Annotated in this window: 17 protein-coding genes; 10 read left to right on the forward strand and 7 right to left on the reverse strand. The window is 74.6% G+C overall.

Features of this window, described 5'->3' with window-relative positions:
* Positions 1-63 precede the first annotated feature (63 nt).
* Complete coding sequence (locus ACFVN3_RS12070) at positions 64-1,209, reverse strand: ROK family transcriptional regulator (protein ID WP_378233159.1); 1,146 nt, start codon at positions 1,207-1,209, stop codon at positions 64-66.
* Between the two features lie 163 nt (positions 1,210-1,372).
* Complete coding sequence (locus ACFVN3_RS12075) at positions 1,373-2,962, reverse strand: beta-xylosidase (RefSeq protein WP_378233077.1); 1,590 nt, start codon at positions 2,960-2,962, stop codon at positions 1,373-1,375.
* 169 nt (positions 2,963-3,131) lie between these two features.
* Between ACFVN3_RS12075 and ACFVN3_RS12080 the strand changes: the two genes are divergently transcribed.
* The 3 genes from ACFVN3_RS12080 to ACFVN3_RS12090 all read left to right on the forward strand — a co-directional run bounded on the left by ACFVN3_RS12080 (position 3,132) and on the right by ACFVN3_RS12090 (position 5,235).
* Positions 3,132-3,914, forward strand: a complete 783-nt coding sequence (locus ACFVN3_RS12080; RefSeq protein ID WP_378233078.1) for a deoxyribonuclease IV — start codon at positions 3,132-3,134, stop codon at positions 3,912-3,914.
* A gap of 2 nt (positions 3,915-3,916) precedes the next feature.
* The gene (locus tag ACFVN3_RS12085; RefSeq protein ID WP_239576590.1) at positions 3,917-4,330 is read left to right on the forward strand and encodes a VOC family protein; all 414 of its coding nucleotides are present in this window, start codon (positions 3,917-3,919) and stop codon (positions 4,328-4,330) included.
* A gap of 62 nt (positions 4,331-4,392) precedes the next feature.
* Positions 4,393-5,235 carry a M15 family metallopeptidase gene (locus ACFVN3_RS12090; RefSeq protein ID WP_378233079.1) on the forward strand — a complete coding sequence of 281 codons (843 nt, stop codon included), beginning with the start codon at positions 4,393-4,395 and terminating at the stop codon, positions 5,233-5,235.
* Positions 5,236-5,273: 38 nt separating this feature from the next.
* Here the strand turns inward: ACFVN3_RS12090 and ACFVN3_RS12095 are convergent, their stop codons facing one another.
* Positions 5,274-5,852, reverse strand: coding sequence for a hypothetical protein (locus ACFVN3_RS12095; protein WP_378233080.1), 579 nt, complete (start codon positions 5,850-5,852; stop codon positions 5,274-5,276).
* A 173-nt stretch (positions 5,853-6,025) separates the two neighbouring features.
* Between ACFVN3_RS12095 and ACFVN3_RS12100 the strand changes: the two genes are divergently transcribed.
* From ACFVN3_RS12100 to ACFVN3_RS12110, 3 genes are read left to right on the forward strand one after another with little or no spacing between them, the layout of a single operon-like run.
* Positions 6,026-6,712 (forward strand): YceI family protein, encoded by a 687-nt coding sequence (locus ACFVN3_RS12100; protein WP_378233081.1) that lies wholly within the window; start codon positions 6,026-6,028, stop codon positions 6,710-6,712.
* A gap of 20 nt (positions 6,713-6,732) precedes the next feature.
* Complete coding sequence (locus tag ACFVN3_RS12105; RefSeq protein WP_269808399.1) at positions 6,733-7,239, forward strand: sigma-70 family RNA polymerase sigma factor; 507 nt, start codon at positions 6,733-6,735, stop codon at positions 7,237-7,239.
* Positions 7,236-7,967 carry an anti-sigma factor family protein gene (locus ACFVN3_RS12110; protein WP_378233082.1) on the forward strand — a complete coding sequence of 244 codons (732 nt, stop codon included), beginning with the start codon at positions 7,236-7,238 and terminating at the stop codon, positions 7,965-7,967. The genes ACFVN3_RS12105 and ACFVN3_RS12110 overlap by 4 nt, the downstream gene beginning before the upstream one ends.
* 15 nt (positions 7,968-7,982) lie before the next feature.
* Here the strand turns inward: ACFVN3_RS12110 and ACFVN3_RS12115 are convergent, their stop codons facing one another.
* The 3 genes from ACFVN3_RS12115 to ACFVN3_RS12125 form a co-directional block, all read right to left on the reverse strand.
* On the reverse strand, positions 7,983-8,783 hold the full coding sequence (locus tag ACFVN3_RS12115; RefSeq protein WP_378233083.1) for a MerR family transcriptional regulator: 801 nt from the start codon (positions 8,781-8,783) through the stop codon (positions 7,983-7,985).
* 64 nt (positions 8,784-8,847) lie between these two features.
* Entirely contained in the window at positions 8,848-10,722 is a 1,875-nt protein-coding gene (locus tag ACFVN3_RS12120) for a cation:proton antiporter (protein WP_378233084.1), read from the reverse strand.
* A 241-nt stretch (positions 10,723-10,963) separates the two neighbouring features.
* On the reverse strand, positions 10,964-11,680 hold the full coding sequence (locus ACFVN3_RS12125) for a DUF2306 domain-containing protein (RefSeq protein ID WP_378233085.1): 717 nt from the start codon (positions 11,678-11,680) through the stop codon (positions 10,964-10,966).
* Between the two features lie 192 nt (positions 11,681-11,872).
* On the opposite strand from ACFVN3_RS12125, the gene ACFVN3_RS12130 reads away from it, so the two are divergent.
* From ACFVN3_RS12130 to ACFVN3_RS12145, 4 genes are all read left to right on the forward strand, one after another.
* Complete coding sequence (locus ACFVN3_RS12130) at positions 11,873-12,292, forward strand: hypothetical protein (RefSeq protein WP_378233086.1); 420 nt, start codon at positions 11,873-11,875, stop codon at positions 12,290-12,292.
* Between the two features lies 1 nt (position 12,293).
* The gene (locus ACFVN3_RS12135) at positions 12,294-12,527 is read left to right on the forward strand and encodes a helix-turn-helix transcriptional regulator (protein WP_378233087.1); all 234 of its coding nucleotides are present in this window, start codon (positions 12,294-12,296) and stop codon (positions 12,525-12,527) included.
* Positions 12,524-13,522, forward strand: a complete 999-nt coding sequence (locus ACFVN3_RS12140; protein WP_378233088.1) for an NAD(P)-dependent alcohol dehydrogenase — start codon at positions 12,524-12,526, stop codon at positions 13,520-13,522. The genes ACFVN3_RS12135 and ACFVN3_RS12140 overlap by 4 nt, the downstream gene beginning before the upstream one ends.
* 99 nt (positions 13,523-13,621) lie before the next feature.
* The gene (locus tag ACFVN3_RS12145; RefSeq protein ID WP_378233089.1) at positions 13,622-14,137 is read left to right on the forward strand and encodes a DUF664 domain-containing protein; all 516 of its coding nucleotides are present in this window, start codon (positions 13,622-13,624) and stop codon (positions 14,135-14,137) included.
* Positions 14,138-14,176: 39 nt separating this feature from the next.
* Here the strand turns inward: ACFVN3_RS12145 and ACFVN3_RS12150 are convergent, their stop codons facing one another.
* Positions 14,177-15,235: a YhcG family protein gene (locus tag ACFVN3_RS12150; protein ID WP_378233090.1), complete on the reverse strand. Its 1,059-nt coding sequence runs from the start codon at positions 15,233-15,235 to the stop codon at positions 14,177-14,179.
* Between the last annotated feature and the right edge of the window lie 97 nt (positions 15,236-15,332).

Below are 15,332 nucleotides of genomic sequence, written 5' to 3' on the forward strand. Positions count from 1 at the left end.
GCGGGGGGAAGCCTGGTCTCGGACGAGGGTTCCCCTCGCGGGCCGAGATCCAGGCGGGACGAGTCAGCCGAGCAGGAGGGCCTGGGGCTGAGGAGAAAGGGTCTGGTCGAGCACGAGACACGCCGCGCCGACGGCGCCGACGTCCTCGCCGAGATGCGTGCTGACGACGCGGATATCGTGCATCTTGTCGACGAACGGCGAGCTGGAGATCATCGGCTCGACCGTCGCGAAGAACCGGCGAGAGAGCAGCGGCCAGTTGGGTCCGCCGAACACGACGAGCTCGGAGTCGAGGAGGGCGGCGGCGGCGGCGACCCCCGTGCCGACGCGGCGCGCCCAGCGGTCGATGATGCCCTGCGCGCCGCGCTCCCCCGCCGCGGCGAGGTCGACGAGCCGGGCGAGCTGCTCGCCCTCGACGCTCGGGCCGCGGCCGGGGACGGCGTCGAGCACGCCTGCCGAGACGGCCTCGTTGACCAGGGCGCGCGTGGTGCAGTTCGCGTCGAGGCCGCCGACCTCCCCGGCGTTGCCGGACGCGCCGCGCAGCACGACGTCGTCCACGACCACGCCCATGCCCGACCCGGCACCGAGGTAGAAGAACAGGAAGTTGCCGGAGTGGGTCGCAGCCCCCGCCCACCGCTCGGCGACGGCGGCCGCGATGACGTCCTTGTCCATGAGGACGGGGAGCCCGGTCGCCTCGGCGAGGCGGTCGCGCAGCGGGACGCGCCCCCATCCGACGAGCCGGGGCGGGTCGACGACGGACCCGGTCGCGAGGTCGATCGGGCCGGGCACCGCGATGCCGAGACCGAGGATGCGGTCCCGGTCGGCGCCGGACGCGTCGATGACGGCGTCGATCGTCTCGGCCATCGCGGCGATGGTCGACTCCTGGTCGACCACCGCGGGCGTGGGGCGCCGGAGGCTGTGGACGACGCGCCCCGCGAGGTCGAGCACGACGTACGTGACGACCGCCGGGTCGAGGTGGACGCCGAGCGCGTACCGCCCGCCGGGCACGATCTGGAGCACGGTGCGCGGCTTGCCGGCGCGGCCGCTCTTCTTGCCCGCCTCGGTGACCAGCCCGGCCTCCAGGAGGCGGCGGCAGATGTTCGACACGGTCTGGGCCGACAGGCCCGTCGCACCGGCGAGCTCGACGCGGCTCAGCCCCTCGGGCGCGCGGCGGATCGCGTCGAGGATGACCGACTCGTTGAAGTCCCCCATGCGCGGCAGGTTGGTCCCGCGGCGCACCGCGGACTGCGCGGCCGCCTGCTGGTCCGCCTGGTCGATCGTCACGCCCTGCCTCCTTGCTCGCGCCCGGTCGACGACGACCGGGCCGGGCGCCCGCCCCGCCACATCTTCCCACCGGCGCGCACGATCGGGCCCCTCACGCGACCTGTCGGGCGAGGAGGAGCGACCAGGGCGCGAGCGTGCGCTCGACCCGCAGCACGCCGTCGGCCGGGACGACGACGGACTCGCGCCGCGTCGCGCGGGCCGCGGCGTCGAGGAGCGCGGTCTGCTCCCGGGTCGGGGACGAGGGCGCGCCCATCGCGCGCCACGCGGCGACCGGGTTCGCGTGCTCGGGGTCGAGCGTCTCGAGCTCGACGACCGCGCCGGGTGCGAGCCCCTCGACGACGAGCGCGACGTCGCGCGGCGAGCCCGATGCCTCCGTCGCGTCCGCGACGGTGCGGTCGTCGAACGAGGCGGGGACCGAGCGCGTGACCTCGGCCGGGTAGTGGTGCACGAGGGCAGCGACGCGGCCGGTCGCGTCGTCGCGCGTCACGACGCCGTCGTCGGCCGTCGCGAGGAGGGTGCCGCCGAGCGCGTGCAGCATGCGGTACGCGTGGAACGTCGGCTTCGGCACGCCCTGGAGCGTGATCATGCCGAACCCGCCGTGGAACATCTCGTCGCCCGCGCCGCCCTCCTCGAAGACGTCGGTGAACGTCCAGTACGCGAGCGAGTCGACGGTGCCGACCGAGCGGAGCACGGACCGGACGACGTACACGGCGGCGGGCACCGAGTCGTGCGTGAAGTCGCGCGGGGACGACGACGAGTTCCACTCGGTGAGGTGGATCTCGGCGTCGGGGAACGCGCTCGCGTCCACGAGGCGGCGCAGGAGCGCGAGGTCCCGGGGGGTCGCGTCGACCTCGCGGGTCAGGCGCGCGCCCTGGCCGTGCTCGTCGAGCGCCCAGTCGGTGGGGTACGGGTGGGTCGAGACGAAGTCGACGGGCAGGTGTTCACGCTCACAGAAGTCGAGGAACGCCTCGAGCCAGACCGGCTTCCAGTCGAGGGAGTCGAGGTCGGCGCCGAGCGTCGCCTCGTGCACCTGGAAGTCCTCGGTCTCGCCGTCGAAGCGGGCGTCGGGCACGAAGTTCGACGTCGCGGGGCCGCCCACGCGCAGGGCCTCGTCGACGCCCTTCACGGCCCGGGCCGACGCGGCGTAGAGCGCGAGGTACTCGCTGCGCGTGCCGCGGAAGAAGCCGCGCAGGTTCGCCTCGTTCCAGACCTCGAAGTACCACTCGCGGACCTCGGCGAGGCCGTAGCGCGCGACCCAGTGCTCGACGAGCGAGCGCACGAGGAAGGACCACCGGTCGAGGTCGACGGGCGGCGCGCCGTGCGCGCCCCACCAGAACACCGTCTCGGTCTCGCGGGCGAGCGCGCGAGGGCTGAAGCCGAGCTCGACGAACGGCCGCACCCCGGCGTCGAGCAGCGCGTCGAAGAGCGCGTCGACGTACTGGAAGTTGAGGACGGGCGTGCCGTCCTCGCGCTCGGTGTAGACGAACATGTCGTCGTGCAGGAGGCCGTGGAACCGCACGTACTCGAACCCGCACTCGGACCGCACGGTGGCGAGGTGGCGCTGCCAGTCGGCGCGCAGCCCCTCGTTCGCGCGCCCGGCGCCGACGACCGTGCTCCAGAAGTGGGTCAGGGGTCGCCCCGCCTCCGTCGCGCTCGCGTGCAGGGTGATCGGCTCGGCCACTCGTCCTCCTCGTCGGGTGCGCGCGACGTGCCGACGCACGGCGCTCGACGCGATCGCGCCGTGGGGACGAGTATAAATCAAACTGATGGATTTTCTGCTCGACGGTGCTGGGCCGCCCCTGACGCAGCCCGCTCCGCGCTCGTGGGCGGGTCCGCGTAGGTTGGTCCCCATGCGGATCGGAGCCCACCTCGACCAGTCGGACGTCGTCGCGCAGGCAGCGAGCATCGGCGCGGACGTCGCCCAGATCTTCCTCGGCGACCCTCAGTCCTGGAAGGGACCTGAGTTCACCTTCCCGGGCGGCGCGGAGGCCCTGAAGGACGCCGCCGCGGCGGCGGACCTCGAGCTCGTGGTGCACGCGCCGTACGTCATCAACGTCGCGAGCCCCAACAACCGCATCCGCATCCCGAGCCGCAAGCTGCTCCAGCAGATCGTCGACGGCGCGGCGGCGGTCGGGGCGACGGGCGTCGTCGTCCACGGCGGGCACGTCACCGCGAAGGAGGACCCGGAGAAGGGGTTCGACAACTGGCGCAAGGCGATCGACGCGCTCCAGACGGACGTCACCGTCCTCGTCGAGAACACCGCGGGCGGCGACTTCTCCATGGCCCGCCGCCTCGAGCGCATCGAGGGCCTGTGGGCGGCGATCCAGCAGGCCGACGGCGCCGCGAACGTCGGCTTCTGCCTCGACACGTGCCACGCGTGGGCGGGCGGCATCGACCTCACGACGGCAGTCGACCAGGTCCGCGCGATCACCGGTCGCGTCGACCTCGTCCACCTCAACAACAGCCGCGACACCGCCGGTTCCGGCGCCGACCGCCACGCGGGCCTCACGGCCGGGACGATCGACCCGGACCTCCTGCTCGGCGTCGTCCGGGCGGCCGGGACGTCGGTCGCGTGCGAGACGCACGCGGACGTCCCCGCCGACGTCGCGTGGTTGCGCGAGCAGCTCGGCTGACCATGGCCGACCCACGGCCGATGCGGCTCCGCAACGCGACCGTCGACGCGCGCGACCCGCGCGCGCTCGCCGAGTTCTACCGCCGCCTCACCGGCTGGGAGTACACCCCCGGCCACGAGAGCACAGACCCTGCCGGCGACGACTGGCTGTCGCTCCAGATCCCGGGCGGCGCGTCGCGCCTCGCGTTCCAGCGGTCCGACGCCGACGTCCCGCCGTGGCCCGGCGGCGCGCGGGTGCACGTCGACCTGGACGTGCCCGACCTCGCCGCGGCGCACGAGCACGCCGTCGCGTGCGGCGCGCGCCCGCTCACGGGGACGCCGGAGGAGGAAGGTCACCCCGACGACCTCTTCCGCGTCTACGCCGACCCCGAGGGCCACCCGTTCTGCCTGAGCTCGCCGCCGCTCGACCACGCCTGACCCGACCCCGCGGAGCCGGGTCAGCGCGAGCCCGCACTCCGCACCGGGCGGAGACTGGCCCCATGGCCTCGTCGTCGGGTTCCCCCGCCGCGCGCACCGTCGCGACGCTCGGGCTGCTGCTGAGCGCGAGCCTGCTCGTCGCCTGCTCGTCCGGGCCCGACCCGAGCCCGACGCCCCCGGGGGACTCCTCGGCTGCGGGCGCAACCGGCCCGTCCGACCGCTCGGCACCGCCCGAGCCGGCGGCGCCTGCTCCCGCTGCGGCTGCACCGGACCGGGGCGGCCCCGCGGCACAGGACGTCCCCGCGTCGGCGCCGCCCGCGGTCCCGCAGGCGCCCGTCTTCGAGAGCACCGTCTCCGAGATCGACACCGGCCTCGCGGCGCGCATGACTCCCTCGTCCTGGCGCGAGGGCTGCCCGGTGCCTCTCTCCGACCTGCGGTACCTGACGCTGAGCCACCGCACGTTCGAGGGCGGTGTCGCGACGGGCGAGCTCGTCGTCCACGCGGACGTCGCGGACGGGGTGGTGACCGTGTTCCGCACGCTGTTCGACGCCGGGTACCCGATCCGGTCGATGCGCCTCGTCGACGACTTCGGCGGGGACGACGACGCGAGCATGGCGGCGGACAACACGTCGGCCTTCAACTGCCGCCCCGTCGCGGGCACGGACCGGTGGTCCGAGCACTCCTTCGGGCGCGCGATCGACGTCAACCCCGTCGAGAACCCGTGGGTCCGGGGCACGGCGGTCGCGCCGCCCGCCGGTGCCGCCTTCGTCGCGCGCGAGCCCGCGCCCGGCGTCGTCCTGCCCGACGACGTCGTGGTGCGGGCGTTCGCCGCTGCCGGCTGGTCGTGGGGCGGGGCCTGGGAGAGCCCCGTGGACTACCAGCACTTCTCGACGACCGGACGGTAGCGGGAGGGACGCGGCTCGCCCGCGCCCGGGCGGGCCGGTCAGTAGTCCGACCCGGCCGCGGGGGCGGCGTCCATGATCTCGGTGCCGTCCGGCGCGACGACGTACCAGACACCGTTGACCCCCTGACCCGACACGTCGCCCGGGGCCTGGTCGGCCGCGTACGTGTAGACGGGGCGGCCGTCGACCGTGACCTGGAGCTCGCCGTCGACGCCGGTGATGGTGCCGACCTCGGCCGTGACGCCCTCGACCTCGGGCTCCGCGCTCGCCGCGTGGACCGCTGGCCACGCGGCGGCGCACTCGCCCTCGCACGCGCTCGTCCCGGAGCCCTTCGTGTCCTTGTCGTAGTAGTAGACGGTCATGCCCCGACCGTCGACCACGATGGTCCCGAGCGAGGAGTCTGCCGTCCCGAGGGCCGGCCCGGATCCCGTGCCGTCGCCGGTCCCGCCGTCGCTCGTCGTGCCGGAGTCCGTGGACGGGCTGCTCCCGCCTCCGCCGTAGAGGCCGCCTCCCCCGCCGGAGCACCCACCGAGCACGCCGACCAACGCGGCGACGAGCACGACGGCGGGGGCGGCGCGGACGGTCCGGGCCGGGGCGGTGATGGTCAGGGTGCGTCGCATGTCGACTCCTCGAGAGGACGGTCGGGGTCGCGAGCACGGCCCCTACTCTCACGACGGCGCGGCTCGCCGTGCGGTTCATCGGGTCGCACGGCGAGACTCGACTGAACCGATCGGGCGGCTGCCTCGTCTCCCTGGGTGACGGGGTCGACGGAGGATGATCGGAAGGAGCGGACGTGCGCAGGAGGACGAAGGTGCTGGTGGGGGTCGGGGTCGGCGTCGTGGTGCTGGGCGGAGCGGTGGTCGCGTTCGGCCCCGGCCTGTACGCGGACTGGAACAACCGCGCCGCGGCCGAGGAGCCGACGCTCGACGCGTCGTCGGGCGACGCGGGAGCGCTGGACCCGGCGAGCCTCGAGGGCGACTGGACCGTGGCCGACGACTCCTACGCCGGGTACCGCGTCCACGAGGTGCTGCAGGGCGAGGACGTCACGGTGACCGGCCGGACCGACGAGGTCACCGGGTCGTTCACCGTCGCCGACGGCGCGCTCACGGAGGCGACGATCGAGGTCGACATGGCGAGCGTCGCGACCGACGAGCCGCCGCGCGACGCGTACTTCCGCGGCGACGCGCTCGAGGTCGGGACCTACCCGACCGCGACGTTCGCGCTCACGTCCCCCGTCGAGCTCCCCTCCGGCTCGGCGGACGTCGAGCTCGCCGGCGACCTGACGATCCACGGCGTGACACAGGCCGTCACGGTCGAGGCGCAGGTCGGCACGACGGCCGACGGCGTCCAGGTGGTCGGCAGCGTGCCGATCACGTTCTCCGACTACGACGTCGCGGCGCCGAGCCTCGGGTTCGTCACGGTCGACGACACGGGCAGCGTCGAGTTCGGTCTCGACCTCGTGCCGGCGTCCGGGTCGTGACGGACGGGGAGGTGCCGCGCGTGCGCGCCGACGCCGACGACCTGCTGCGGGCGGTCCACGCCGCGCACGGTCCCGCGCTGGAGCGTTACGTCGCGCGCCTCACGGACGACCCGGCGCAGGCGCAGGACGTGGTCCAGGAGACGCTGCTGCGTGCGTGGCGCCACCCCGAGGTGCTCGAGCGCCCGGAGGGCTCGGTGCGCGCCTGGCTCTTCACGGTCGCGCGCAACCTCGTCGTCGACGAGCTGCGCAGCGCGCACCACCGGCGCGAGCTCGCGAGCGCCGACGTGCCCGACCACGGCGAGGCGGACGCGACGCAGGCGGTCCTCGACGCGTGGCTCGTCGCGGACGCCCTGGTGTCGTTGTCCCCCGAGCACCGGGCGGTCGTCGTCGACGCGTACTACCACGGGCGTTCCGTGGCCGAGATGGCGACGGCGCACGGCGTCCCGCCCGGGACGGTGAAGTCCCGCATGCACTACGCGCTCCGCGCGCTGAGGCTCGCGCTGCAGGAGAAGGGAGTCTCGTCATGACCACCACCCCTCCCCCGGACCCGTACCGCGAGTGGGACGCGGCCTACGTGCTGGGCGCGCTGAGCCCGCACGACCGCCGCACGTTCGAGCAGCACCTGGCCACGTGCCCGGCGTGCCGCGAGGCCGTCGGCGAGCTCGCCGGCATGCCAGGGATCCTCGGCATGCTCACCGCGGAGCACGCCGACGCGCTCGTGGACGGCACGGGCGACGCGGGCGCCCGGGGCGATGCGAACGGCGCGTCCGACGAGGGCGTCGTCGTCCCGCTCGCTGTCGTCGCGGCCGGTGCGCGGCGCCGTCAGGTCCGACGCCGGGCGCTGCTCGGGGCAGCCGCCGCCGGGCTGGTCGTGGCGGGCGTCGCGGGCGGCATGGCCGTCACGCGCCCGGACGACGCCCCGCCGCCGGTCGCGGCCGGGACGACGGAGGTCGCGCTGGAGCCCGTCGGCGCGACCGACGTGCGCGCCGACCTCACGCTCACCTCCGCCGCGTGGGGCACGCGCCTCGACTGGTCGTGCTCGTACCCCGTCGGGGAGTGGGAGGACGGCGCGACGTACCAGCTCGTCCTCGTGGACGACGCCGGCGCCCGGGAGGTCGTCGCCACGTGGTCGTCCACGGAAGCGGGGAGCTCTGACGGGCTCGGCGCGTCGTCCGCCGTCCCGGTCGACGGGATCGCGCGCCTCGAGCTCGGGGTCGTGGGGGTCGACGGCGCGCTGGCCGCGGCCGACGTCTGAGCCGCCGACGGCGCGTCAGGCCACCGGGACCGCGACCTCGACGACCGGGCCGGGGCCGCGCGTCCCCCACGTGGGCAGGTAGATCTCCCGGTTGTCCCCCGCGGGCGCGCCGTCGGTCAGCGCGTGCCCCGACGACAGGTGGTCGTGGACCAGGACGAGCCGGGCCTGGTCGTCCGCCTCCGCGGCGGTCAACGCGACGTACGCCTCGTCGTGCGGGCCGTCCGTGGTGAGGACGAACCCCTGGGGCGGCCGCACGGCGTCGACCACGGGGACCTGCACGGTGACGCGCGCGGCGAAACCCTCGGTCGCGCGCTCATGGTACTCGACGTACGGGTGCCCGGCGAGCGGCACGTCGGCCGTGCGCAGGACGTCGAACACGGCCGCGGTGGCCTCGGGGAGCACGCGCGGGAGCTCCTCGAGCGTCGCGCGGCGCGCGGTGCCGAGCACGAGCCGCTCCGCCACCGCGCGTCGGTGCACCTCGACGTCGAGGCGCGGCGCCCCGGCGAGCACGGACCGCACATACTCCCCGGCCGCGAGCGACTCCGGGACGGAGGACCGCCGCACGCCCCACACGGTGTCGAAGGCCGCGACGGCGTCCGGCGCGCCCAGCACCTCCGCGACCTCGGCGAGGGACAGGTCGACGCCCCGCAGGAGCCGCACCTGCCGGGCTCGCGCCACCTGACCGTCGTCGAGCAGGCGCGGCCCGCCGTCCGTGTCCCGCCGGGCGGTGAGCAGCCCCCGGTCCACGTACAGGCGGACCGCCTTCTCGCTCAGTCCCGTGGCGCGGGCCACCTGGCCCGTCGTGTGCATGTCCATGTTCGCGACGCTAGGTCCTTCCCCAGGGGAAGGCGCAAGCGTCGGGGTGCTCGGGGCCGACCGGTCAGTCGTCGTCGCCCGGGACGTAGGGGCCGCGGCGCAGCTCGAGGTCGATCTGCTCGGCGTCCAGCAGGTCGAGCGCGTGCCGCAGGGCTTGCGAGCTGTACGCGCCGGAGGTCCGCGCGGCGAGCAGCGCGACGCGCTGCGCGGCGATCGCGCGCAGGCGCAGCTCCTTGTACTGGGCGAACAGGTCGGCCGACGTCGCGGCGTCGGTGTCGCGGTTCTCCAGCTCGCGCACGACGTCGCGGCGCACGCGGGCGACGACGTCGCCGTCGTACGTGCTCCCGTCGGGCCGGCGCAGGTCGGGCGCGTCGATGACGGCCACGGCGGCGGCGTCGAGCTCGACGCGGACCGCGCCGCGGTCCTCGTCGGCCCGGGACGACCCGCCGGCCAGCCCCAGCCGGCGCACGACCCACGGCAGCGTGCCGCCTTGGACCACGAGCGTGCCTGCGGCCACACCGAACGCGACGAGCACGAGGAACGACCGCTGCGGGGTGTCGGTGAGCAGGGTCTGCGCCGCGGCCAGCGTCACGACGCCGCGCATGCCGGCCCAGACGAGGAGCGTGCCCTCGCGCCACCCCAGCGGCTCCGCCGTGAGGTAGTCGATGTCAGCCGCGCGTCGGCGCAGCGACGACCGCAGTCGGCCTACTCGCTCCGGCGGCGCCTTGGCGACCATCGCGGCACCGCGGCGCTCCGGGGTCCCGGGCGCCGGCTTCTCTCCCCCGACGGGCGCGACGGGCGCGACGGGCGTCCCGTCGGCCGCGAAGCGCGCGTCGAGCTTCTCCTGCATGCCCTCGATGACCCCGCGCATCGACTCGCCGCGGCGCGCACGGCGGGCGAGCGAGCGCAGGAGCGTCGCGACGTACGCCGAGCGGACGACGAGGATGACGACCGCCGCGAGCGCCGCGATGCCGACGGCCCGCCACAGGCTCCCGTGCGCCTCCTGCACGTCGGTGACGAGCGCGAACAGCTCGAGCCCCATGAGGAGGAAGACCGTGCCCTCGAGGAGGAGCTCGACGGTGCGCCAGTTCGACTCCTCGGCAAGCCGGTGCTGGGGACGCAGGTACTTGGCGGCGCCGTTGCCCGTGACGAGCCCGGCCGTCACGACCGCGACGAGGCCCGACGCACCGAGCTCCTCCGTGGGGAGGTACGCGATGAAGGGGACGACGAACGAGACGGCGGTGCTCAGCGCCGGGTTGGCGAGCCTGCGCCGGACGGTGAGGCCGAGGAAACCGACGAGGGACCCCACGAGCACCGCGACGACGACGGCGAAGACGAAGTCGCCCGCGACCGCCCACAGCGAGAACGCGGGGGCGACCCCGTCGCTGGCCACCGTGAGCGCGATGGCGGCGATCGCCGAGCGCAGGAGCACGAGCGCGGAGGCGTCGTTGAGCAGGCTCTCGCCCTCCAGCAGCGTGACGACGCGCGGCGACGCCCCGAGCCGTTTGACGATCGACGTCGCGACGGCGTCCGTCGGGCTGACGATCGCGCCGAGCGCGAAGCCCGCCGCGAGCGGGATGCCGGGGATCAGCCACGTGAAGAGGTACCCGAGCAGCACCGTGCTGAGCAGGACGAGCACGACCGAGAGCCCGCTGATCGCGGTGAAGTCGCGCCGGAAGTCCATCGTCGGCAGACCGACCGCGGCCGAGTAGAGGAGCGGCGGCAGGATGCCCGCGAGGATCCACTCGGGCTCGAACTCGATCTCCGGCACCGCGGGGACGAAGCTCACCGCGACACCCACCGCGACGAGCACGAGCGGCGCCGCCACCCCGGCCTTGGGGGCGAGGATGTTCACGCCGACGATCGCGACGACCGCGAGCGTGCCCACGACGATGAGCGAGAGGATCTGCTCCTCGGTGAGGCTGAACGGGAACTCCATCGGCACCTCCGGCGGCCACGGCAGCGCGCGGGTCGGCGCGCGGGGACGGGTCCACGCTAACGGCCCAGGTTGCGTGTCACCTCACCGTGCCGAACCGGGGATCGCTCCTCACGGTGGGCCGATCGTGGGGAGCGACCCCGGGTTCGGCACCCTGCGTACGGTCGACGGCGGGTCGTCCTCAGGACGGTGGCCTCCCTCGGGTCGGGCGCGCGAGGATCGACGGCGTGAACGCCGTCACGGCCTACGAGTCGGGGCTCGTGCGCTGACGCCGGCGTCGGACGAGCAGCTCCGCGACGACGAGGTTGGGGACCCAGGAGAGGAACGGCGCGAGTGCGTACGCGCGGTCGAAGGCGACGTCGGGGTCGACCGTGTCGCCGAGGGCGAGCGTCTGGGCGACGACGAGCGCCGTCGTCCACAGCCGCAGCGTCACGCCGGCATAGGTGAGCGCGAAGCTGCGCGTCATCCAGTCCTGGTGCGTGGCCACGTCGCCGCCGCGGACGGCGCGGTAGCCGCGCCACGTCGTCCACAGCCACAGGACGGCGAGCGCCCCGAAGCCGAGCGTGCCGACGAGCCCGGCCTGGTTGACGGGCACGAGGACGAGCCCGGCGACGCCGCCGACCGCGACCGCCCCGACGTAGACGCGACCCGTCCAGCGGTGCACGCCCGGGCGCCGGCGGCGCAGTCCCGCCCAGAGCTGGAGCGGGGCGCACACGAGCGCGACCCCGCCTGCGACGACGTGGGCGTAGAACGCGCCGAGGACGAATCCCGGCGCCCCGGCGTACGCGGCGGCGAGCCCGACGTCGTCGCGGGCCAGCGCGGGGAGGGACGCCGTGAGATACGGCAGGACGGCGAACGCGGCGACGGCGAGCGACGTGAGCGTCAGCGTCGCGACGGCGGTGCGGGCGTCGCGCGCACGCGGAGCGACGGGCGCGGGGCGGACGAGCCGGGTGGCGGTCATGACGGCACCGAACCACGACGGCTCCCCCGACGGATCCGGGATCGCCCTGGTCGTCGCCCTGACCGCTCCCTGAGCGGCGCGGCGCGGACCCGGGAGGACCGCTCGCGGCGGTGTCAAGAACTCTTGACATGAGGTCTGGTCAACCGTACATTCGCAATGTCATCAATCTTTGACATCGAGACAGGAGCGGGCATGTCGTACGAGGAGAAGGGCACCTGGGTCTACCTCGTCGTGAGCGTCGTCGTATACGCCGCGTACGTCGGGGTCGTGCTGTCCCGCGCGGACGGCGGGCGGCTCGCGGACGTCGCGTACGTGGCCCCGCTGCTGTGGTCGATCGGCGCCGCGATCGTCGCGGCGGTCGTCGTGCGCATCGCCGTCGAGATCGCCCGCCCCAGCGAGAGCTACCGCAGCGACGAGCGCGACCGCGACCTCGCGCGCCGCGGCACCCTCGCGGGCCAGTGGGGCGTGGTCGCCGGAGCGCTCGGCGCGCTCGTCCTCGCGCTCGCGGAGGCGGACACGTTCTGGATCGCGAACACGATCTACCTCGGCTTCGTGGTCATGGCCGTGATCTCGTCCGTCGTGACGCTCGTCGCGTACCGACGGGGGGCGTGACGTGGGTGGGAAGCCGACGCGCGTCACGAACACGATCCGCGCGCTGCGCTTCGCGCGCGGCGAGATGACGCAGGCCGAGCTCGCGGAGCGCGTCGGCGTCACGCGCCAGACCGTCATCGCGATCGAGCAGGGCCGCTACTCCCCGTCCCTCGAGACGGCCTTCCGCATCGCCCGGGCACTGGACGCCCCGCTCGACGACGTGTTCGCCTACCCCGACGAGGAGCCGGACCGATGAGAGCGGCAGTGCTCACCACCTACGGACCGCCCGACGTCGTGCACGTCACGACGCTCCCCGACCCGGTCCCCGGCCCCCGCGACCTGCTCGTGCGCAACCGGGCGAGCACGCTCGCCGCCGCGGGCGTCGCCGCGCGCACGGGCAGGCCGTGGTTCGCGCGCCTCGCGTTCGGGCTGCGCCGGCCGCGCTACCCGGTGCTGGGCGGGGAGGTCGCGGGCGAGGTCGTCGCGGTCGGTGCCGACGTCACGGGCTTCGCCGTCGGCGACCGGGTCACCGCGCTGACCCACATGGGCGCGGGGGCGCACGCCGAGCTCGTCGTGGTCCCGGCGGGCGGCGCCGTCGTCGCGACCCCGGAGGGGCTGTCCGACATCGACGCCGCGGTCCTCGCCGCCGGGCCGCTCACCGCGCTGCCGTTCCTCACCGACCACGCGCGCCTGCGACCCGGTGCACGCGTCCTGGAGCTCGGGGCGTCCGGGAGCGTCGGGACGGCGGCGCTGCAGCTCGCCGTGGCCGCGGGCGCGCACGTCACCGCGGTGAGCGGGCCGCGCGGCCTCGACCTGGTGCGCGCGCTCGGCGCGGCGGAGGTCGTCGATCGCACGCGGCGGGACGTCACCGCGCAACCCTCCGCAGCCGGGACGGACGGAGCACGCTACGACGTCGTCTTCGACGTCGCGGGCGCATCGACCTACCGCCGTTGCCGCCACCTGCTCACCGACGACGGGGTCTATCTCACGACCGTGCCGTCGGTCACGATCCTCGCGCGCACCCTGTGGAGCGCGCGACGGACGCACGGCCGGCGGGGCGTCGTGGCCTTCACCGGGCTGCGGTCGACCGAGCTCCAGCGCGCCACCCTGCAAGAGGCGCTCGCGCTCGGGTCGTCCGGCGCGCTGCGCGCCGTCGTCGACCACGCCTACCCGCTCGACCGGATCGCCGACGCGCACCGGCACGTCGAGCACGAGCACAAGGCGGGGACCGTCGTCTTCAGCCTCGCGTGAGATGCGACCCACCGCCGCTGGCCGACCCGTTCGGGTCGCGACCACGCACAGGTCGTCGGAGGCTGCTGAGGACGGTGCCCGACGACGAGAGGGAGACACGTGGACGCGCGCACGGTGCTGGAGGACCTGTTCGGCCGGATCGGACCGACGACGACCCGCGCCGTCGACGGGCTCGCGGAGGACGCGCTGACCGCGCGCCTCGACCCGGGCGCCAACACGATCGCGTGGCTCGCGTGGCACCTCGCCCGCGGCCAGGACGCGCAGGTCGCCGCAGCTGTCGGGCGGGAGCAGGTCTGGACGCGCGACGGCTGGGCACGCCGGTTCGACCTGCCGTTCGACGACGGGGCGACGGGCTACGGGCAGTCGGCCCAGGACGTCGCCCGCGTCCGCGCGAGCGACGACCTCCTGCTCGGCTACGTGCACGCCGTCCAGGTCGAGTCCCAGGACGTGCTCGCCGCGCTGACCGACGACGACCTCGACCGCGTCGTCGACGAGGCGTGGGACCCGCCGGTCACGCTCGGCGTCCGCCTCGTGAGCGTCGCGGTGGACAGCCTCCAGCACGCAGGCCAGGCCGCCTACGTGCGCGGCGTCCTCGAACGCACCGGTCGCACCTGACGTCGGGTCCTGGCCGGCGCGCGCCCGCGCGGGTCCCGTTCACGAGCGCTGCTCGAGCTCGTCCGCGACCACCGACTGGAGCTCCGCCACGCTCGGCAGCGCCCCGCGCGCCTCGTCGGGCAACCCCTGGAGGTCCGCGACGGCGACGGGCGCGTTCGTGCTGGCCAGCGAGTAGCGCACGACGGCGCCGCTCCGGCCCGTGCACAGGAGGATCCCGACGGTCGGGGCGTGGATCTCGTCCCGGCGGTACTGGTCGTCGACGATCGCGACGTACGTACCGAGCTGACCGAGGTGGGCAGGTTCGAACTTCCCGATCTTCAGCTCGACGACGACGTAGCGCAGCTGCTCGACGTGGAAGAACAGCAGGTCGACGTAGAACTCGTCGACGGCGTCGCGCTCGTCGTCGGGGACGGTGAGCCGCACCTGCCGCCCGACGAACGCCATCCCGCGCCCGAGCTCGAGCAACGTGTCCTGGAGCCGGTCCATGAGCGCCTGCTCGACCTCACGCTCGGCGCGCTTCTCGACGAGGCCGAGGTGCTCGAAGACGTACGGATCCTTGACCATTGCCTGTGCCAGCTCACAATCCGCGACGTCGAGCGCCGCGGTGAAGTTCGTCGGCGCGGCCCCGAGAACATGGCGCCGGCGGAACTTGATCTGGTACTCGAGCACGGGTCGGGTCCAGCCGTTCTCCGCGGCCTCCGCGGCGTACCAGTCACGCTCGTCACGGGTGGTGAGCCGCTCGAGGAGGGTGATCACGTGCCCCCAGGGCAATTTGCCAACGGGACGTTGGCCGAACTCCTCGAGCGTCGGCCAGACCTCGGCGACCCTGCGCATGTTCTTCAGGTTCGAGGGCGACCAGCCGCGCTGATCCGGGAACTCCCGCTGCAGGTCAGCGGCAAGTCGGGTCACGACCTTCGCGCCCCAGCCCGCGGTGCGCTGGCGCTCGAGGATGTCGTGGCCGATCGACCAGTACAGCCTCAGCACCTCGGTGTTCGCGGCACGCGCGGCACGGAACTGCGTGGCGCGCACGCGCGCCTTGAGATCGGTCAGCAGCTCGGCGTATCCCGCCGGCTCGAGGTCGTCGTGCGGTGATGCCATGTCGTGTCCCCCTGACGGCTCGGCGCGCCCGCCCGGCGCGTTGCGCCAGACCGTAGGCCATCGCGACTTTGCGCTGTCAAGGGGTCGTGCGGACGAC

Source organism: Cellulosimicrobium sp. NPDC057862 (assembly GCF_042797035.1).
In the GTDB taxonomy this organism is placed as follows: Bacteria; Actinomycetota; Actinomycetes; order Actinomycetales; family Cellulomonadaceae; genus Cellulosimicrobium.